Annotated in this window: 17 protein-coding genes and 1 pseudogene; 12 read left to right on the top strand and 6 right to left on the bottom strand. The window is 66.6% G+C overall.

Features of this window, described 5'->3' with window-relative positions:
* The first annotated feature begins 99 nt into the window (after nt 1–99).
* Genes topA through KBY93_RS04385 form a run of 5 tightly spaced genes read left to right on the top strand, consistent with a single transcriptional unit; the run spans nt 100 to nt 6,365 of the window.
* Nucleotides 100–2,835, top strand: a complete 2,736-nt coding sequence (gene topA / locus KBY93_RS04405) for a type I DNA topoisomerase (RefSeq protein WP_255093029.1) — start codon at nt 100–102, stop codon at nt 2,833–2,835.
* On the top strand, nt 2,835–3,422 hold the full coding sequence (locus KBY93_RS04400; RefSeq protein ID WP_255093028.1) for a hypothetical protein: 588 nt from the start codon (nt 2,835–2,837) through the stop codon (nt 3,420–3,422). The genes topA and KBY93_RS04400 overlap by 1 nt, the downstream gene beginning before the upstream one ends.
* A gap of 10 nt (nt 3,423–3,432) precedes the next feature.
* On the top strand, nt 3,433–4,095 hold the full coding sequence (locus tag KBY93_RS04395) for a DUF2232 domain-containing protein (RefSeq protein ID WP_255093027.1): 663 nt from the start codon (nt 3,433–3,435) through the stop codon (nt 4,093–4,095).
* A gap of 6 nt (nt 4,096–4,101) precedes the next feature.
* Entirely contained in the window at nt 4,102–5,277 is a 1,176-nt protein-coding gene (locus KBY93_RS04390; protein ID WP_255093026.1) for a nicotinate-nucleotide--dimethylbenzimidazole phosphoribosyltransferase, read from the top strand.
* A gap of 20 nt (nt 5,278–5,297) precedes the next feature.
* Nucleotides 5,298–6,365, top strand: a complete 1,068-nt coding sequence (locus KBY93_RS04385; protein ID WP_255093025.1) for a hypothetical protein — start codon at nt 5,298–5,300, stop codon at nt 6,363–6,365.
* Here KBY93_RS04385 and KBY93_RS04380 read toward each other — a convergent pair.
* Both KBY93_RS04380 and KBY93_RS04375 read right to left on the bottom strand, forming a co-directional pair.
* On the bottom strand, nt 6,362–7,540 hold the full coding sequence (locus tag KBY93_RS04380) for an aldo/keto reductase (RefSeq protein WP_255093024.1): 1,179 nt from the start codon (nt 7,538–7,540) through the stop codon (nt 6,362–6,364). The genes KBY93_RS04385 and KBY93_RS04380 overlap by 4 nt on opposite strands.
* A gap of 97 nt (nt 7,541–7,637) precedes the next feature.
* Nucleotides 7,638–8,159, bottom strand: a pseudogene (locus tag KBY93_RS04375) (bifunctional nuclease family protein); the annotation flags it as partial.
* Nucleotides 8,160–8,214: 55 nt separating this feature from the next.
* On the opposite strand from KBY93_RS04375, the gene KBY93_RS04370 reads away from it, so the two are divergent.
* Both KBY93_RS04370 and KBY93_RS04365 read left to right on the top strand, forming a co-directional pair.
* The gene (locus KBY93_RS04370) at nt 8,215–8,865 is read left to right on the top strand and encodes a riboflavin synthase (protein ID WP_255093022.1); all 651 of its coding nucleotides are present in this window, start codon (nt 8,215–8,217) and stop codon (nt 8,863–8,865) included.
* 77 nt (nt 8,866–8,942) lie between these two features.
* Nucleotides 8,943–9,539, top strand: coding sequence for an HdeD family acid-resistance protein (locus KBY93_RS04365; protein WP_255093021.1), 597 nt, complete (start codon nt 8,943–8,945; stop codon nt 9,537–9,539).
* A gap of 27 nt (nt 9,540–9,566) precedes the next feature.
* Here the strand turns inward: KBY93_RS04365 and KBY93_RS04360 are convergent, their stop codons facing one another.
* From KBY93_RS04360 to KBY93_RS04345, 4 genes are all read right to left on the bottom strand, one after another.
* Nucleotides 9,567–9,959, bottom strand: coding sequence for an AbrB family transcriptional regulator (locus KBY93_RS04360; RefSeq protein WP_255093059.1), 393 nt, complete (start codon nt 9,957–9,959; stop codon nt 9,567–9,569).
* 93 nt (nt 9,960–10,052) lie between these two features.
* The gene (locus KBY93_RS04355; protein WP_255093020.1) at nt 10,053–10,619 is read right to left on the bottom strand and encodes a cytochrome c oxidase subunit 3; all 567 of its coding nucleotides are present in this window, start codon (nt 10,617–10,619) and stop codon (nt 10,053–10,055) included.
* 167 nt (nt 10,620–10,786) lie between these two features.
* Complete coding sequence (ctaD, locus tag KBY93_RS04350) at nt 10,787–12,457, bottom strand: cytochrome c oxidase subunit I (protein ID WP_255093019.1); 1,671 nt, start codon at nt 12,455–12,457, stop codon at nt 10,787–10,789.
* Between the two features lie 50 nt (nt 12,458–12,507).
* Complete coding sequence (locus KBY93_RS04345) at nt 12,508–13,407, bottom strand: cytochrome c oxidase subunit II (RefSeq protein ID WP_255093018.1); 900 nt, start codon at nt 13,405–13,407, stop codon at nt 12,508–12,510.
* A gap of 200 nt (nt 13,408–13,607) precedes the next feature.
* On the opposite strand from KBY93_RS04345, the gene KBY93_RS04340 reads away from it, so the two are divergent.
* Genes KBY93_RS04340 through KBY93_RS04320 form a run of 5 tightly spaced genes read left to right on the top strand, consistent with a single transcriptional unit; the run spans nt 13,608 to nt 18,945 of the window.
* Nucleotides 13,608–14,603 carry a heme A synthase gene (locus tag KBY93_RS04340; protein ID WP_255093017.1) on the top strand — a complete coding sequence of 332 codons (996 nt, stop codon included), beginning with the start codon at nt 13,608–13,610 and terminating at the stop codon, nt 14,601–14,603.
* Entirely contained in the window at nt 14,596–15,594 is a 999-nt protein-coding gene (locus tag KBY93_RS04335) for a heme o synthase (RefSeq protein ID WP_255093016.1), read from the top strand. Before KBY93_RS04340 ends, KBY93_RS04335 begins: the two co-directional genes overlap by 8 nt.
* A 52-nt stretch (nt 15,595–15,646) precedes the next feature.
* A complete protein-coding gene (locus KBY93_RS04330) occupies nt 15,647–16,654 on the top strand; it encodes an ATP-binding cassette domain-containing protein (protein WP_255093015.1) in 1,008 nt (335 codons plus the stop codon).
* 60 nt (nt 16,655–16,714) lie between these two features.
* Nucleotides 16,715–17,587 carry an ABC transporter permease gene (locus KBY93_RS04325; RefSeq protein WP_255093014.1) on the top strand — a complete coding sequence of 291 codons (873 nt, stop codon included), beginning with the start codon at nt 16,715–16,717 and terminating at the stop codon, nt 17,585–17,587.
* 44 nt (nt 17,588–17,631) lie between these two features.
* Entirely contained in the window at nt 17,632–18,945 is a 1,314-nt protein-coding gene (locus KBY93_RS04320; protein ID WP_255093013.1) for a hypothetical protein, read from the top strand.
* The last annotated feature ends 1 nt before the right edge of the window (nt 18,946 follow it).

Below are 18,946 nucleotides of genomic sequence, written 5' to 3'. Positions count from 1 at the left end.
TGCTGCGGACTGTAGCCGCGATGGCAGGACTTGTTTGGCAGCTTGTTTGGCAGTGCGGCCCCCCGATGCGATAAAGAGGGAACCGGTTCATGCCTGCCTGTGGCGCACACGCTGGTCATCGTTGAGAGCCCTACCAAGGCCCGCACCATCCGCGGCTACCTGCCGAAGGAGTTCCGGGTCGAGGCGTCCATGGGACACGTGCGTGACCTGCCCAACAACGCCAGTGAGATTCCGGCTGCCCACAAAGGGGAGAAGTGGGCCAACCTCGGCGTCAACACGGCCCACCAGTTCGAACCGCTCTACGTGGTTCCAAAGGACAAGAAAAAGATCGTCAAGGAGCTGAAGGAGGCCCTCAAGGGTGCTGATCAGCTGCTGCTGGCCACGGACGAGGATCGGGAGGGGGAGAGCATCAGCTGGCATCTGCAGGAGCTGCTCAACCCCAAGGTTCCCGTCAAGCGGATGGTGTTTCACGAGATCACCAAGGAGGCGATCAGCCGCGCACTTGAGGAGACCCGCGATCTGGACATGGAGCTGGTCCATGCCCAGGAAACCCGCCGGATCCTGGATCGGCTGGTGGGTTACACCCTCTCCCCCCTGCTCTGGAAGAAAGTGGCCTGGGGCCTCTCCGCCGGCCGGGTGCAGTCGGTGGCGGTGCGGCTGCTGGTGCAGCGGGAGCGGGCCCGCCGGGCCTTCCGCAGTGGTTCCTACTGGGATCTCAAGGCCAGGCTGGAGCACGGCGGCAGCGAGTTCGAGGCCAGGCTCACCCATGTCGGTGCTGAAAGGATCGCCGGCGGCTCTGATTTCGACGAAACCACCGGCGCGCTCAAGGCCGGCAGCAAAGTGCGTCTGCTGGAGGAATCGGAAGCCCGAAATCTGCGGGAAAAGGTGCTCAGCCAACCCTGGCGTGTCGCTGAGGTGGAAGCCAAGCCCACCATGCGCAAGCCGGTGCCGCCGTTCACGACCAGCACCCTGCAGCAGGAGGCCAACCGCAAGCTGCGCCTCTCCGCCCGCGACACCATGCGCACCGCCCAGGGGCTCTACGAGCGCGGCTTCATCACTTACATGCGCACCGACTCGGTGCATCTCTCCGATCAGGCGATCAATGCCGCCCGTGCCTGTGTCAGGGAGAAGTACGGACCCGACTACCTCAGTCCGGCGCCGCGGCAATTCAGCACCAAATCCCGCAACGCCCAGGAGGCCCACGAGGCGATCCGCCCCTCTGGCGATTCCTTCCGCACCCCCAGGGACAGTGGACTGGATGGCAAGGATCTGGCCCTCTACGAGCTGATCTGGAAGCGCACCGTGGCGTCTCAGATGGCGGAGGCACGGCTGACAATGCTGAGCGTGGAGCTGCAGGTGGCGGATGCGAGCTTCCGAGCCAGCGGCAAGCGCATTGATTTTCCAGGCTTCTTCCGGGCCTACGTCGAGGGCAGCGACGATCCCGACGCCGCTCTCGAAGGCCAGGAAGTGCTCCTGCCTTCCCTAGCCGTCGATGACCGGCCCGCCTGCTCCGGGGTGGAGGCCCTCGGCCATCAGACCCAGCCGCCTGCCCGCTACAGCGAGGCCGCGCTGGTGAAGATGCTTGAGAAGGAGGGCATCGGCCGCCCGTCCACCTACGCCAGCATCATCGGCACGATCGTCGACCGTGGCTACGCAACGCTCTCGGGCAACGCCCTCACCCCCAGCTTCACGGCCTTCGCCGTGACTGCCCTGCTGGAGGGCCATTTCCCCGACCTGGTGGATACCAGCTTCACCGCCCGGATGGAGTCGAGCCTGGATGAGATATCCACCGGCAAGCTGGAGTGGCTCCCTTATCTCACCGAGTTCTACAAGGGCGAGAAGGGCCTGGAAACCCAGGTGCAGCAGCGGGAGGACGACATCGACCCCACCGTCTCGCGCACGATCGAGCTGGAGGGCCTCCCCTGCGTGGTGCGGATCGGCCGTTTCGGCGCCTACCTCGAGGCCAAGCGGGTGGATGACGACGGCAACGAGGAGCTGATCAAGGCCACCCTTCCCCAGGAGATCACCCCGGGAGAACTCGATAGCGAGCAGGCCGAGCTGATCCTGCGCCAGAAGAGCGAAGGACCGGAATCAATCGGTGTCGATCCGGAAACCGGCGAAGCCATCTACCTGATTTTCGGCCAGTACGGGCCCTACCTGCAGCGGGGGCAGGTGAGCGATGAGGTCCCAAAACCGAAGCGAGCCTCCCTGCCAAAGGGCGTCAAGCCGGAGGAGCTCAGCCTTGAAGATGCCCTCGGCCTGCTGCGGCTGCCGCGCCAGCTCGGGGAGCACCCGGACGGCGGCAAGGTTCAGGCGGGTCTGGGGCGCTTTGGCCCCTATGTGGTGCACGACAAGGGCAAAGGCGAAAAGGATTACCGTTCGCTCAAGGCCGAGGACGACGTGCTGGCAGTGGACCTGTCGCGGGCCCTGGAGCTGCTGGCCATGCCCAAGCGCGGCCGGGGCGGGCGCACCGCCCTGCGCGATCTCGGCACCCCCGAAGGCGCGAGCGAAGCCATCCAGGTCTTCGATGGCCCCTACGGCCTCTACGTGAAGCAGGGCAAGGTCAATGCCTCCCTGCCCGAGGGCACCGGTGCCGAGGCCGTCACTCTCGAGCAGGCCGTCGAGTTGCTGGCGGCCAAGGCCACCAGCGGCAAGAGCAAGACCGGTAAAACCGGTGCGACGAAAGCAGCCGCCAGCAAGGCAGGCTCGTCAAAGGTCAAGCCCAAAGCCCAGCCCAAGGCAGCCGCTGCCAGCAAGCCCAAGGTCCCCTCCACCACCAAGACGGGCCGCCCTAGGGCCAGCTTGGTGCGCATCATCCAGGCTGGCTCGGGCTGATGGCCCGCCCCCTGATCCATGGCCTCAGCCTGGCGGGTTTGGCGAGCGTTCTGCTCGCTGCCCTGTCCGCCTGCAGCGGCACTCCTCTCGGTGATCGTCTCTCTGGCAGTTTCGGAGCACCGGCCACCCCTGCCGCTGCTCCGGGGAGTTCCACCGACACCAGATCAGAGGCCGGCGCCGGCAATGCCACTGGAGCGGCAGGGACCAGTCCCGCCGCCGGAAAAGCCGCCGCGCCGCCCCCGTCCCCTTCGCCCACCTCGCGGGCAGGCACGGCCGGGGCGAGCGGATCTGCCAAGCCTGGTGAGGCGGCAGCCACCAAGCCCGCCAAGCCCGTCGCCAGCTCCCAGGGGGCAGGTTCTGCCCCTCGGTCCCCCGCCAGTTCTGCTGCTTACCGAATCACCATCAAGCTGCCCGGGGCTGATCCCTCCGCCCCCGCCGAGGTGGTCACCGAGGCCCTGCGGGCCGCGGGGGTGAGTTTCGAAGTGGAGACGATCGAGCGGATGCCATCAGATGGCGGCCGTGCCACCGCTCCTGCGGGCTCCAACGCGGTCGCCCCGGCCTCCAGCCCTGCCCCGGCCCCCCGCTGAGCCTGCTGCGATGCCTCCCTCGTCTCCCCCCACCACCAGCCTCAGCCCCCGCCAGGCCCGCCAGCTGGTGGAAACTGCCTATCTGGCCTCAGCCACCGCCCTGCTCTGGGCGGGCCTCTACTACCTGCCCGTGGGGGGAGCCCTGTTTCGACTGGCCCTGCCCCTCCCCCTGGCCCTTCTGCAGGTGCGTCAGGGCTGGAGGTCAGGTTGGGAGGGGGCGGTGGTGGCGTCTCTGCTGCTGGTGGCGCTGATGGGCCCGATCCGTGGGCCCCTGGTGCTTTTCCCCTACGGACTGCTGGCCCTGTGGCTTGGTTGGGGCTGGTGTGCCCGGCGCAGCTGGTGGCTCACCTGGGGCGTGGGCCTGCTGATCGGCAGTGGTGGCTTTCTGGTGCGGGTGGCAGTTCTCTCGCTCCTGCTGGGGGAGAACCTCTGGGTATTGATCACCGCCGCAGCCGCCGGTTTGCTCGAGCGCCTCAGCTCGCTGCTCAACCTGGGGGTCGGCCCCGACCTGCTGCAGGTGCAGCTGATGGCCCTGGCTCTGGTGCTGGTGCAGAACCTGATCTACGTGCTGGCGCTCCATGCAGTGGCTTACTGGATCTTCCCCCGGTTGCAGGCCCCGATCAGTGAGCCGCCCCCCCAGTTGCGTTCCCTGGTGGCGCTCGATCCCCTCTGATTCCCCTTGATCAGCCTCTGCGGTGACCCGGACCAGGCCCGCCGCTGGTGTGAGCGCCTAGCCCGCGACTGGCCCGCCAGCCAGATCCTGTTACTTCTGGCCGGTACCGATACAGCGGCGGTGCCAGGCATCTCCGCTGCCGGAGCCACCCCAGAGGTGCGTCTCCACACCGCCGCCGCCGACGCGGAGCTGCTCCTGCTCGGCCCGTCGGGGCAGCGGCCCCACGCCCTGCCGCCTCTGCCCGCCGGGGTCAGCCCGGCCCTGATTTCCCATGTGGTCTGCCGGGAGCTGTCTCTGGTGCCGCTGGTGGCCGACCTGGGCTGCGCCGTGGCACCAGCGGTCTCCCACCTGCGCCTGGGCGGCACGCCGGCCCGTTGCCTCAGCAGCGGAGCCGCGATGCCGAGGCAACGGGTGGAGCGGCTGCTGCGCCTGGGCCAGCGCTGGGGAGCCCGCTGGTGTGCGGCCCGCCACGACACCGCGACGGGCGAGCCGCCTCCGGTGTTGATTGCCGAATGCGTGCCGGGGGGCACCAGCACGGCTCAGGCTGTGCTCACTGGGCTGGGGGTGGAAGCTGCGGGTCTGGTGAGCGGCAGCCTGCGCCAGCCGGCCCATGCACTCAAGAGCGAGCTCACGGCTCGCGGGCTGGCGGCGGCGGGGCTGGGGTTGGAATTTTCTGAGGCTCAGCCGATTCCTGGAGCGCTGCTGGCGCTTGATCCCCTGGCGGTGCTCTCCGCCGTGGGCGATCCGATGCAGGCTCTGGCGACGGGACTGTTGCTGGGGATCGCCAGCCGGCGAGTACCGGTGCTGCTGGCCGGGGGCAGCCAGATGGCCGCCGTGCTGGCCCTGGCCCTGGCTCTGGCACCGGCCAGCCAGCGATCCTGTCTGGCGAACCACGGGGCCATCGCCACCACCGCCTGGGTGGCCCACGAGCCCGGCAGCAACCTCAGCCTGTTGCTGGAGCGCCTCGGGGAGCGCTGGGGAGTCAGGCCGATGGCCTTTGCCAGTTCCCTGCGCTTTGGCGCCTGCCGCAGCGTCGCCCTGCGCGACTACGAGCGGGGGTACGTCAAGGAGGGGGTAGGTGCCGGCGGTCTCGCCCTGCTCTGGGAGCTGAGCGGCCGCTCCCCAGGGGCCCTGGCTGCCGCCTGCGATCTGGCGATGCAGGAGCTGCAGGACAGCATCTGATCGCCTCCTAGGGTCCAGCCATGCAGGCCGATCCCCGTCCTCTCAGCTGCTCCATGAGCCGCCGCAGGCTGCTGCAGCTCTCTGCCCTTGCAGGCCTGGGCCTGGTGGGTGGCTGCGGCCGGGGCTCCGGCGCGCAGCTGGTCTACGGGCGTGGGGAGTTGCCCGCCGTCTGGGCAAAACGACTGCCGGATCCCTGGCGGGCCCAGGCCGTGGAAGGCCCAGAAGCGGTGCTCTCCGCCCGCGCTGCCGCCCTTGTGCAGCTCGGGGACGGCTGGCTGGAGGCGACGGATGCCGATGCCTGGCAACCATTCGTGTCGGCTGGCTCCCCTGCCTCAACTGAGCTCTGGGAGGGGCTGGCGCCCGAGGCCCAGCCGCTCACCCGCCTGTTCCGCCCTGAACCGGCCCCCGCCCTGGCTTACCCCTGGTCCTTCGGGACCTGGTTGCTGGTGCTGCGCAACCGCCGAGACCTGGTGGCCCGGGCGGCTGAGGGTTGGGCGCTGCTGCTGGACCCGAGCCTGCGAGGTCAGCTGCTGCTGCCCTCCTCGCCGCGGCTGGTCATCGATCTGGCCCTGCGTCAGCTGGGGTTGCCTCCGGGCGTTCCGGCCAGTGTCAGCGACCCTCGCCTGGGTGATCAGCTCAGCCGGCTGCGCCGCCAGGCCGCTGCCTTCGATGATCGCGATGGACTCAACCTGCTGCTCTCAGGCGAAGTGGAGGCCGCCGTGCTGCCCAGCCAGAGGGTGCTGCCGCTGCTGCGCAGCGACACCCGCCTGAGCGCCCTGCTGCCCGCCAGCGGTTCGGCCCTCTGGTGGAACCTGCTGCTGCGCCCGGCCCAGACCCGGGAGGTTCCGCCGCTGCGCTGGTTGCTGCAGGCCCGGGAAGCGCCCCTGCTCAACCGTCTGCTGGCGGCAGGCTGGGTGCCGCCGCTGCGTCGGGACCTGCTGGCCGCTGCGCTCTCCAGCTGGCCGCCGGCGGTGGCTGCCCTGCTCTATCCGGCGCCGGCCCTGCTGGCACGCTGCACCTCCCTGCCGCCGCTGGCGGAGGAGCAGCGCCCCGAGTTGCAATCGCTCTGGGACCGCAGCGGCTCCTAGCCCCAGAGCCGGCGCCTAGGGGCTGCGGCCAGGCGCCTGTGGGTGTCGGCCAGAAGGGCGGGAATCTCCAGCCCATGGGGACAGCGGGGCAGGCAGTCGCCGCAGCTGCGACAGGCACTGGCATCGAGCGATGCCCACCAGTGGCCGGCCCTGCCGATCAGGTTGTAGCGCTCGCTGGCGAAGGTCTCCATGCCATGGCCCAGGGTCAGATTGCGCAGGCGCAGCAGCTCGGGGATCGGCACACCGCTCGGGCAGGGCAGGCAGGCCCGGCACTGGCCGCAGCGCTCGGCACCGAGGCGGCTGTGGCCGCTGCCCTCCAGATGCTGGAGGGCAAGGAGCTCCTGGGTGTCCAGGGGGCCGGCGGCCGCCTTCAGTTGCCTGGCCAGCTCAAGATCCTGCCTTTGCTCGGCACCGAGGGTCAGGCTGCTGATCCCCTCGGCCAGCAGGAATCGGTAGGCCAGCCGCAGGGGCTCCAGGGGCGAGCAGTCGGCTATCAGCTCAGGGGGAGGGTCGTAGAGGCGTCCGCCCTTGTCGGCCGGCGAAATGGCCAGAACTCCAAGGCCCCCGGCCAGGGCCCGCTGGGCCAGGGGCAGCCGCTCCTGATCGAAGAGGTGCAGGTGCAGGCTGCAGAAGCTGAACCGCCCGCTGGCCAGGGCCTGCTCAATCAGGGGGGTGGAGCCATGGCTGCTGAACCCCAGCTGACCCACCAGCCCCTGCGCCAGGGCCCACTCCAGCAGCCGCGCCCCCGCCCCTTCCAGGGCCCACTCCAGATGCTCTGGCCTGTTGAGCCCATGCACAGCGAGGTTGTCGAGACGGTGGACCCCCAGCCGCTGCAGGCTGCCGAGCAGCTGGGCCTGGCCGCTCTCGAGAGAGGCGCCGGGGAGGATCTTGCTGGTGAGCACAAGATCGGCGCGATCCCCGGCGCGGCTGGTGGCGATCCTGGCCAGGGCCTGGCCCAGGTAGGCCTCGGCCGGTCCGTAGGACGGGGCTGTCTCGACGTGGTTGATGCCGGCGTCAAGGGCGGCCTCCAGCAGCTCCAGCATCTGCTCGGGGCTGCCGGCGGCTCGCATCGTGCCGAGGGTGAACAGGGAAACCCCAGGACCGGAGCCGAACGGGCGCCGCTCTGGTGGCACGCCGGCCTCAGGAGTTGCTGGAGGAGGGGGCTGGAGGTTCATCCATCGGACCATTGGCGGAACCGTTGTCCGCAGCACCTGGGCCCGGCTCGTCGTCGCCACCGTCGTCACCACCACCGTTGTCTTCGCGACTGTCGGGGTTGTCACTGTCGGGGTTGTCCTGGCGCTGGGCCCGGCTGAGGTTGCGGATCAGCTCAGCGGGGCTCACCTGGTCGAGGAAGCGGCGGAAATCGGCCTTTTCCTCGGCATCGGCCTCGGAATCCACTGGGATCGAGGCGTCGGCCACGACCTCCTCCAGCATCCAGATCCCGCTGCCGGTGCGCAGGGCCAGGGCGATCGCGTCGCTTGGCCGGCAGTCGAGTTCGCTGGCCTCGCCGTCGGAGTCGGTGAGCTTGAGCACGGCCCGGAAGGTGGCGTCTTCGATCGAGTGGATGATCACCCGCTCCAGGCTTACCCCGCCCACGGCCATCAGGGCGGCCATTAGGTCGTGGCTGAGTGGACGGGGCGGAGTCGTTCCCCCCAGGCCCGCGAGAATGTTCTGGGCCTGGGCCTGGTCGATCCAGATCGGCACCTGCCGCCGGCCGGAGGGATCCCGCAGCAGCACGATCGGGCTGCGGCTGGCCGCATCAAGGGCGATTCCGGCGACGCGCATCTCCACCATGGTCCTGCAGCGCTGGCCCTTTATCCGATTATGGCCAGCAGCGCCGCAACCTCCAATGTTTACCGGTCTGGTTCAGACGGTGGGCCGCCTGCGGCGCCACGCCCATGGCGTGACCATCGAGGGCCTGAGCGGCCTGGATCCCCTGGCCCTTGGTGACAGCGTGGCGGTGGATGGGGTCTGCCTCACTGTCAGTGCCCTGATGGCGGATGCCTTCCGCGCCGATGTCAGTGAGGAGACGCTGCGGCGCAGCACCCTGGCAAGCAAGGCCGAGGCCGGCGCGGCGGTGAATCTGGAGCCGGCGCTGCGGCTTTCGGATCGCCTGGGGGGGCACCTGGTCAGCGGCCATGTCGATGGCGTGGGCGAAGTGCTGGCGGTGACGCAGGACGCAGGCTCCTGGCGGCTGGAGCTTGCCTGGGAGGATCCCGCCTATGGCCGCTATGTCTGCGACAAAGCCAGCGTGGCCGTCGACGGCATCAGCCTGACGGTGGCTGGCAGCAGCCCGGCCGGGGAGCGCTTCTGGATCGCTGTCATCCCCCACACCTGGGGGAGCACCACCCTGCTGGAGCGGCAAGTGGGCGACCGGGTCAATCTGGAGGCAGATCTGCTGGCGAAGTACACAGAACGCCTGCTGCGGCATGAATCGCACCCTCGGGCTTCGGCGCCGCCCTTGGACCGATCCTGGCTGGCGGAGCATGGTTGGAGCTGAACAGAGGCAGCCAGCCCCGGCATGGGCTCCCGGAGACTCGCCGTAGCCTGATGGACTTCGACGCTGACTGGGCAACCATGACCTCGCCGCTTCCGCCCCTGCGTCCTCTCGAGCCGCGTCAGGCGACCGCCCTGCGCACCTTCACCATCGCCGAAGGGGTGCTGATGCTGGTTCTGGGGGTGCTGGCGCTGGTGTTCCCGGTGGTGGCCTCCTTCTGGATCACGGCGATGGTGGCCCTGGCCTTCCTGGTGGGAGGTCTGGTGGGCTGGATCGACAACCTGGTCAGGGCCCGTCAGCTCAGCCGCCGCCACACCTTCTGGCGGCTGGTGGTTTCGACCCTGTTCCTGGTGACCGGCGGCTGGATGATCTCCCAGTTCCGCGGTGGGCCGCTGCAGGTAGCCAGTCAGGTGGCGGCCCTCTCCCTGGCTGTGGGGGTGGTGTTTCTGGTGGAAGGCCTGGTGGCGGTGCTGGTGGCGATCAGCCACCGGGGCGCAACTGGCTGGGCCTGGGGCCTGCTCAACGGCCTGGTCACCCTGGTGCTCGGCGCCTTGATCCTGTCGATGAAACTGGGGGGTCAGCTCTCGGTACTGGGGATCCTGGTGGGGGTGAGCTTCCTGTTCAGCGGTGTCGACCTGCTGGCCTTCGGCGCCAGCTTCCATCCTGACGAGGACTGAATCGCAGACTCGTTGCTGCCCCGATCTTCAGGGATGGACCGGTGATGTAGGGCCGGTTTCGGGATCGGCAGCGTCGCCATCAACGGAGAGCAGCCAGATAGAGCCGGTTTCGTGGTGGATCTGGATGTGAAACTCCTGCCCGGGCTCCAACCCCATGCGACGGGTGTAGGCATGGCCGATCAGTAGGTTGCCGTTGCCATGCACGCGGGTGCGGAACTCGGCCTGACGCCCCTTGCTCGCTCCGGAGCTGGCCGCACTTCCCCCCAGCCGGTAGCCCTTGGCTTCCACCAGAGCCCTGTAAAAGCTCTTTTTGAGAACCCGTCCCCCCGGGCTCACGTAGCCGCAGCCCCTGGCGATTTCATCTTCCGAGCAGTTGCTCAGGGAGCGGGCCTTGTCGAGCAACTCCTTGCCCTGGAGCATGGTTCTGCCGAGTGACGGCATGACATTCGACATGGTTTTGACAGTCCTAGCTCCGATTGTGGCCAGGGGGATGCAGATTCGGCAAGGGGCCCTTCAAAGCAGGTAGAGAATGCCGTAAAGAACTAACCAGATTCCATCGACGAAGTGCCAGTAGAGCTCGGCGGCTTCTACGCCGAAGTGATGATCGGCCGTGAATCGTCCGGGGGTGCGGGCTTGCCACCACACGATCAGAATCATCAGAGCCCCCAGCGATACGTGCAGACCGTGGAATCCAGTCAGGGCGTAGAAGGTGCTGGCATAGAGATTGTCGGTGAGGCCGAAGGGCAGTGAAAAGTACTCCACCATCTGGCCTCCGAGGAAAGCCAGACCCAGCCCCGCTGTGATCAGCAACCAGAGGCGGCAGGCCCCGAGCTGATCGTGGCGCAGTTCCTTGGCGGCGCGGTGAAAGGTGAAGCTGCTTAAAACCAGCAGCACGGTATTGATCGTGGGGAGGATCAGCTCAAGCTCGTAGACCGCACCGGCTGGCAGTGGATTCACGGCCCGGAAGGTCAGGTAGGCGGCGAAGAAGCCTGCGAAGGTCATGCCGTCGGCCACCAGGAATGTGGCCAGGCCGAACATGCGGTGGTCAGGATGGCCGTTCTCGGTCGCAACCTGGGCCATGGGCGCCGATCCCTCACGCAGTGGCGGGGCGAGGGTGTTGGAGGGAGATTGATCAGAGCTGGGGGAGAAGGCTGTCATGGGTGCTCCTGGCGATGAAGGAGGAAATCAGGGATGGCTGGACGTAAGGCTGGGCCTGCAGTCGTCGCGACGGCCAGGCCATGACCTGATCATTGGCCGCTGGACCAGATCTCGCGGCCGGTAGCGGCTCCGAGATCTATCTGGCCAGGCGTAACCCCATAGCCGTAGGGGTGCTGCACCAAAGGGGCTTCCCCTTTCCAGTTTTCCACCGGTGGCGGCGAGCTGGTGAGCCACTCAGGTGTGAGGGCGTTCCAGGGGTTGTCGCCGGCTACACGGCCTGAGAAGGCACTCCAGAACACGTTGATCAGAAACGGCAGGGTGCTCACCGCCATCAGCAGAGCGCCGACACTGCTGATTTGATTCATCAGTGTGAACTGGGGATCATATTCGGCGACGCGACGGGGCATGCCGTTGAGGCCGAGCCAGTGCTGGGGAGCAAAGCAGAGGTTGAAACCGATGAAGGTGATCAGAAAGTGGAACCGGCCGAGATCTTCATTCAGCATCCGGCCGGTGAATTTCGGGAACCAGTGGTAAATAGATCCGAAGATCACAAACACCGTTCCGCCGTACACCACATAGTGGAAATGCCCTACGACGAAGTATGTGTCGTGAACGTGGATATCAAAGGGCACCTGGGCCAGGGCCACGCCGGTGATGCCTCCAAAGACAAAGTGAATAATGAAGGCGCAAGAGAACAGCATCGCGCTGTTCAGGGCGATCTTGCCTCCCCAGAGGGTCGCTAGCCAGTTGAAGAATTTGATGCCGGTGGGCACGGCGATGAAGGCGGTGGCAATCGTGAAGAACAGGCGCATCCAGGGCGGTGTGGCGCTGGTGAACATGTGGTGGGCCCAGACGATCAGCCCCAGGAACACGATGCCCAGAATCGAGTACACCATGGTGGTGTAACCGAACAGGGGTTTGCGGGCGTGTACCGGCAGGATCTCACTCACCAGCCCGAAGGCCGGCAGCACCATGATGTAGACGGCAGGGTGGGAGTAAAACCAGAACAGGTGCTGGTAGACCACCGCATTGCCGCCCAAGGCAGGATTGAAGAAACCTGTGTGGGCAATGATGTCGAAGCTGAGCAGCACCAGAGTGCCTGCAAGAACCGGGGTGGAGAGCACCACCAGAATGCTGGTGCCGAGCATGGCCCAGCAGTACATCGGCAGCTGCATCAACTTCAGACCTGGCCTGCGCATCTTCAGGACCGTGGCGATGAAGTTGATTCCACCGAAGATGGAGCTGCCCCCCAGCAGCAGCACGCTCAGAATCCAGACCACCTGACCCGCCGCGGGAGTGGTCAGGCTGAGGGGTGGGTAGGCCGTCCAGCCTGACTGGGCCGCACCGGCAATGAAGTAACTGGCGATCAGCAGGAAACCTGCCGGGGGAATCAGCCAGAAGGCCACGGCATTGAGCCGCGGGAAAGCCATGTCGCGGGCACCGACATAAAAGGGAATCAGGTAGTTTCCGAAAGCACCGTTCACCACCGGCACGATCCAGAGAAAGATCATCACCGTGCCGTGGAGGGTCAGCACCTCGTTGTAGGTTTCCCTGCTGATGAAATCCGAGATCGGGCTCACCAGCTCAACCCGGATCATCCCGGCCAGTGCTCCGCCGACCAGATAGAAGAAGAAGCCTGCCACCATATATTGCAGGCCGATCACCTTGTGATCAAGGCTGAAGCTGAGATAACGCAGCCAACCCTCGGGCTGAAGCCCAGGCGGCGACGAACTGGTCTGCGGCGGAAAAGCGATGGTCATGGGGGCGAGCGGCGAAGCGGTGGGGGAAAACTGAGCTGCTGGATGGCCGATCAGCCGGTGGAGCTGGTGCTGGGAGCGATGGCCACGGTGGCGGTGTTGTTCTTCTCGAACCAGGTTGCGAACTCGTCGGGCTCATGCACCACCACTGTGGAGCGCATGCCGCCGTGGTACGGGCCGCAGAGCTCGGCGCAGATGATCGGATAACTGCCGGCCTTGATCGGGGTGAAGGTAAGCAGGGTCGGCTGTCCGGGGATGATGTCCTGCTTGAGACGAAACTCGGGCACCCAGAAGGCATGGATGACATCGCGGGCCTCCATGCGTAACTCCACAGGCTGACCCTTCTGAACATGCAGCTCGCCGCTGGTTATGTCGCCCTGCGGGTAATGGAACAGGAAGGCGAACTGGAGTGCGGTCACTTCGACTGGGAGAGCTGGCCCAGCCGAGATCTGGCCGGATCCGATACCACCCCAGATCCGTTTGGAAGGCTCAGGGGGAGTGCCGAGAACGGAGGCCTGGATCACGGCTCCGGCGCTGCCATCGCTCGCCTGCGGCGCCATTGCCGCGCCATGCATGGAGTGGGGATCGCTGAGGGGAACCATGCCACCCATGCGGTCGTAGATGTCGTAGCTGTAAATGCCAACGAACAGCACCACGATCGCTGGAATTGCGGTCCAGAAAATCTCCAGCTGCAGATTTCCCTCGACGGCTGCGCCATCTCCAGTCTCACCGTCGCGGCGGCGGAAGCGGATCAAGCTGAATAACAGAAGTCCAAAAATTCCGATGAACAGGATGCTGCCAATGCTGAAAAGCACCTTGAACAGCTGGTCGTAAATCGGCGCATTCAAGCTGGCTGCTACTGGCAGCAGTTCAACGTTCTGGCCAATCCAGAGGCCAGTGAGCACAAGGGCCATTCCCAGAACAAGGCTGAGAATGGCAGAGGGGATCGGCACGACTGGAACAAAGCTCGCTCCACCATATGGGGATCGTCGGCGTGGCGCTCGGGGCTGTCCGCAGGCCTTCGGTGTGCGTTGGAAACCTGTGAGGAACTCAGCACATGATGGCGAGTCGTTGCTGATGGGCCCTGCCCGAGCACGTGAGTGCTTCCCCACAACCGGACGGCAGCACCAACCGTGATCGCTAGCTTTCGCCAATGCGATCCGCCCGTCTCACCACTCTCCTGACTTCCCATCTGGTGGTGGCGCTGATCGCCTTGGTGGGCATCGGTGGAGCCACCAGGGTTATGGAAGCCGGCCTGGCCTGTCCGGACTGGCCACTTTGTTATGGGACCTTCCTGCCGGGCCGCCAGATGAACCTTCAGGTCTTCCTGGAGTGGTTTCACCGGCTGGATGCCTTTCTTGTCGGGCTGGCTCTGGTGGCCCTCCAGGTGGTTGTGCTCAGGCGGCCCGCCGGCAGGCGTCCGGTCTGGCTGATCGCTGCCAGCGCAGCCGCTCTTGGCCTTGTGGCGGTTCAGGGGTTGCTCGGGGCGCTCACTGTCACCCAGCTTCTCCGTTTCGATGTGGTGACTGCCCACCTTTCCACCGCGCTCGTGCTGGTGGCCCTGGTGAGTGCCATCCACCAGGGACTGGCTGATCCTGACCTTCTGGCCCTTTCGCCGAATTCCCGGCCAGCCGCTGGGCGGGCTCTGGTTGCAGAGCCGATCGTTACTTCGCCTCTGGCCTGGCTAGGGCGCAACGGTTGGTGGCTTGCCTCCGCCATCACCGCTCTGGCCGTTTTCATCCAGGCGGTCAGCGGTGCCCTGATGGCCACCCAATGGGCTTCGGGCAGCTGCCTGACCTCAGGTGTGGCCTGCGGCTGGCTGGCCCTGCACCGTCAATTGGCTACCCCCGTGGCGGCCTCTGTCCTGGTGCTGGCGGCTGCCCATCTGCTGGTCAGCCGGAAACGGAGTCGACAAGGCCCCTATGCCCTCGCCGCGCTGCTGCTGGTTTGCCTGCAGATCGCCCTTGGGGTGCTCACGCTTCGCCTCTCCCTGGCGGTGCCGTTGGTCACGGTGACCCACCAGCTCACCGCCGCCCTGCTGGTGGCGGTGCTCAGCGCTCTGGCGATGCGCCACCGGCCGATCTCCTCCTCCGAGGCAATCACCTCCGTCCAGCCCCAGAACCCCCGTCTCGAGTCCTGCCATGGTTAGCGCCACCAGCCTCAGCCCCCAGCTCAGCAGCCGCGACCAGGTAGTCCCTTCCCGCTCCAAGGTGCGCTTGCCACCCTGGCTCGAAATCGCCAAACCCAGACTGATCCCCCTGCTGCTGGCCACCACCCTGGGGGGAATGGCCCTCTCCGAGGGCTGGCCGATGACGGCACCGCGGCTGGCCTGCACCCTCGGCGGTGGCGCCCTGGCCTCTGCGGCCGCCGGGGTTCTCAATTGCCTCTGGGAGCAGGAGCTTGATGGGCGCATGGTGCGCACCAGCGGCCGTGCCCTGCCTTCAGGCCGGCTTTCGGCCGGCACCGCCTTCGCCGTGGCGGTCTCCCTCACGTGCGCGGCTGCCCTGCTGCTGGTGAGCGGCGTGAATTGTCTGGCTGCGGGGCTTTCCCTGCTGGGCCTGTGCAGCTACGTGCTGCTCTACACCGCCCTGCTCAAGCCCCGCACCACCCAGAACATCGTTATCGGTGGGGTGGCCGGAGCGATCCCCCCCCTGGTGGGCGCTGCCGCGGCCACCGGCCATGTGGGCCTGGGCGGCTGGTGGCTGTTCGGCCTGGTGATGCTCTGGACCCCGGCCCATTTCTGGGCGCTGGCCCTCCTGCTCAAGGAGGACTACCGCTCGGTCGGGATTCCCATGCTGCCGGTGGTCAAAGGGACCGAGGTGACCGCGGCGGCGATCGGCCATTACGCCCGCGCCACAGTGCTGGTGAGCCTGCTGGGGGTGCTCGCACTCCCCACCGGCGGCTGGCTCTACGGCCTGCTGGTGATCCCCTTCAATGCCCGCTTGCTGCAGATGGCCCACACCCTGGGCCTCAATCCCGATGAGGTCGCCCCGGCCCGGGGACTGTTCCGCTGGTCGATCCTTTATCTATTCGGCATCTGCCTCCTGCTGCTGCTGGCCCGGCTGCCCGGAGCTGAAACCTTCAGCCTCCAGACCGGGAAATTGCTGGCTGCGCTCAACCTCCCCTCCCCCGCTTTCTAGATTGCAAGCTTCAATTGGCCGGGCCGGTGTGTCAGCAGTACAGCCAGAAGCCATGATCCATCTGGATCAGATCAGCAAGGCGTACGGGCCGGTCGTGGCCCTTGATGGCCTCAGCCTTCATGTTCCTGCCGGCAGCCTCTATGGCCTGCTTGGACCAAACGGGGCCGGCAAGACCACCGCCCTGCGCATCCTCTGCACCCTGCTGGCCCCAGATACCGGTGGGGTCCGTGTGGCTGGTATCGATGCCCTTCAGCAGCCTCGCCAGGTGCGCGAGCGACTGGGCTACGTGGCCCAGGAGGTGGCTATCGACAAGATTCTCACCGGACGGGAGATGCTGCTCCTGCAAGGCGCTCTGTACCACCTGGCTGCGCCCCATCTGCGCCAGCGCATCGACGATCTGATTCAGCTTCTGGGTATGGCGGGCTGGATCGACCGTCGCTGCGGCACCTACTCCGGTGGCATGCGTCGCCGCCTTGATCTGGCCAGCGGCCTGCTGCATCAGCCCTCGGTGCTGGTGCTGGATGAACCCACCGTGGGACTGGATATCGAGAGCCGTGCGGTGATCTGGCAGGTGTTGCGGCAGCTGCGCGACGCCGGAACCACGGTTCTGCTCAGCAGCCATTACCTGGAGGAGATCGATGCCCTCGCCGATCGGCTGGCGATCCTTGACGGGGGCCGGGTGATTGCCGAGGGCAGCCCCAGCGAGCTCAAGCGTGCTCTTGGAGGCGATCGCGTCACCCTGCGGGTGCGCGAATTCAGTGATGAGTCGGAGTCGGCCCGGGTGCAGCAGGTGCTGCAGGGCTGCCCGGGCGTGCGCCAGGTGGTGGTCAACCGTGCCCAGGGACATTCCCTCAACCTGGTGGTGGATGGGGAGGCCGTGATCGAGCAACTGCGCCGCCAACTGAGTGAGGCCCAGCTTTCCGTGTTCTCACTCTCCCAGAGCCGTCCCAGCCTCGATGACGTCTACCTCCAGGCCACCGGCCGTACGTTGATGGATGCCGAACTGGAGGTGGTCGGCAACCGTGATCCCAAGGCCGAGCGCAAGCAGGCCATGCGCTGAGTTACTTCCCACCATGTCCTGCCCGATCTCCCGACCGCCCGCTTCTTCCGTCCCCCGGCCATGACCAGCGCTTCGCCCCTGACGCTCAACGCCGCCCTGCCCGATCAGGGTCCGGCCCAGCGTTCCGCCTTCGCTGACCTCAGCCAGGAGACCCTGGCCCTCACCCGCCGGTTGTTCCTGCAGCTGGCCCGACGCCCCTCCACCCTGGTGGCGGGGGTGCTGCAGCCGCTGATCTGGCTGGTGCTGTTCGGGGCGCTCTTCGCCAAGGCTCCGGAAGGTCTGCTGCCGGATGGCATGAGCTATGGCCGCTTCCTGGGGGCTGGGGTGATCGTCTTCACCGCCTTCAGTGCGGCTCTCAACGCCGGCCTGCCGGTGATGTTCGACCGGGAATTCGGCTTCCTCAACCGGCTTCTGGTGGCGCCGCTGCGCTCCCGCAGTTCGATCGTGTTGGCCTCGGTGCTTTACATCACCAGCCTCAGCCTGGTTCAGAGCCTGGCGATCATGGTCACAGCCTCCCTGCTGGGTTACGGCTGGCCGGGCGGCGCTGGCCTGCTGCTGGTGCTGGTGACCCTGCTGCTGCTGGTGTTTGCCGTGACGGCCCTCAGCCTGGGGCTGGCCTTCACCCTGCCGGGTCACATCGAATTGATCGCGGTGATCTTCGTGGCCAACTTGCCCCTGCTGTTCGCCAGCACCGCGCTGGCTCCGATTTCCTTCATGCCCACCTGGCTGGGCTGGCTTGCGGCCCTGAATCCACTTACCTTCGCAATTGAACCCATACGCGCTGCCTACGCAGGCAGCTTTTCTCTTCAGGCGGTAGTCCTGGAAGCCCCCTACGGGGATCTCACAGGTCTCGCCTGTCTGGGCATACTCGCCGCTCTTGCCATCGGCCTCTTTCTCCTGATCCGTCCTGTTTTGGATCGCAAACTCAGTTGAGTCAACCCGTGTCCACCACCGATTCCCTCCTTGCAGCAGACGCCATGTCCCAGGTCAGCACAAGGCTCTCTTCTCAGGACCTGCGCGAGGCTCTGGAGCAAAGAGACGGTGCCTTGCTCGCGGCCCACTCCCTGCGCTGGGCTCACCGCCATGGGGTTGAGGCGCTGGAGAGATTGATCCAGGACCAGGCGCTTGATGAAACTGCCCGACTCTGGTGGCGCGAACAACTGGTGCGCCCAACCCCGGCTGCAGTTGTCACGGAGGCTCTCCATGGGTCCCAGCTAGTGGAGGAAGTCGCGATCTCCTCGGCGACGCAGCCGTTGCTCACTCTTTCTGTCGATGAGGACTCCGTCCCGCTGCCCGCGGAGTGGCTGGTGCCTGCCAGCCTTGACCAGCAGCCTGCGCCTGAGCTGGAGCCTGCTGCTGCAGCCATTGGCGACGGCGAGGCTGTTCAGCCTGAAGTGATCCAACTGGATGTGGGGGTAGTTGAACCTGCTGCCTTTGAGCCCGTCGCTGTTGAGCCAGCTGGTCTTGAGCCGGCTGCCGCTTCGGCCCCAGAGCCGCTGCCGCCCCTGGCCGAGGCCTTCGGCCCGATTCCCGGACTCGAACCCCTGCCCAGCTTCAACGTCCAGGCCATCTTCGCGATGCAGTCGGAGTTGGCGGAAAGGCCACTGGCCCCCCCGATCGTCCCGCCAGTGATGGCCGCAGTCCTGCCCGAAGAGCTGCAATTGGAGGCCTTCCCGCCGCTGGAGGCTCAGTTCAAGAATGAAGTTCAGGCTGAACTCCAGGCTGAACCCCTGGTTCCATTCAAGGAGGAGCTTTCAGCCGAAGCCACCCCGATGCCGACGGCTTCCACTCCGGCTGCTTCCACTCCGGCTGAGTCGGCTCCCGAGAAGGTTGCTGAGCCTCGTCGCAATCCCTTCTCCCGTCTGCGTGGCTTGCTCAAGGACTGCGTCGAAGAGGTGGCAAGCACCTTCGGCAACGACGATGAGGCGGCCTACAAACCCGTGAAACCTGCGGCGGCATCGGCTGAGGCGCCCCTGATGGGCGACTACCAGGCCGCTCCTGATGTCTCTGCTCCTCCCCATCCATTCTTCGACGCTTTTCCGGTCCAGCCGCCAGCTCCTCGGGGCCCGATTGCTCCACCACCCTTCGCTCTGCAGCAGCCTCCTCAGCCCACCAGGCAGGACCAGGGGCGGTTGCGTGGCGAACGCAACAGTTCGGCCGGCCGTGGCGCTCGGTCAAACCGGCCGGCGCCCGGATCGACCGCGCCCGCTCCCAGCCATCCCGCCCTCGACTCGCTGCGTTCGTGGCTGCCGGACGCTCTGGAGCAGGACGACCAACGTCAGGCCTCCTGAG

Source organism: Synechococcus sp. J7-Johnson (genome assembly GCF_024345795.1).
Lineage (GTDB): Bacteria > Cyanobacteriota > Cyanobacteriia > PCC-6307 > Cyanobiaceae > Regnicoccus_A.
Note: the sequence above shows the minus strand (reverse complement) of the source record. Positions and strands in the feature narration are given on the sequence as shown.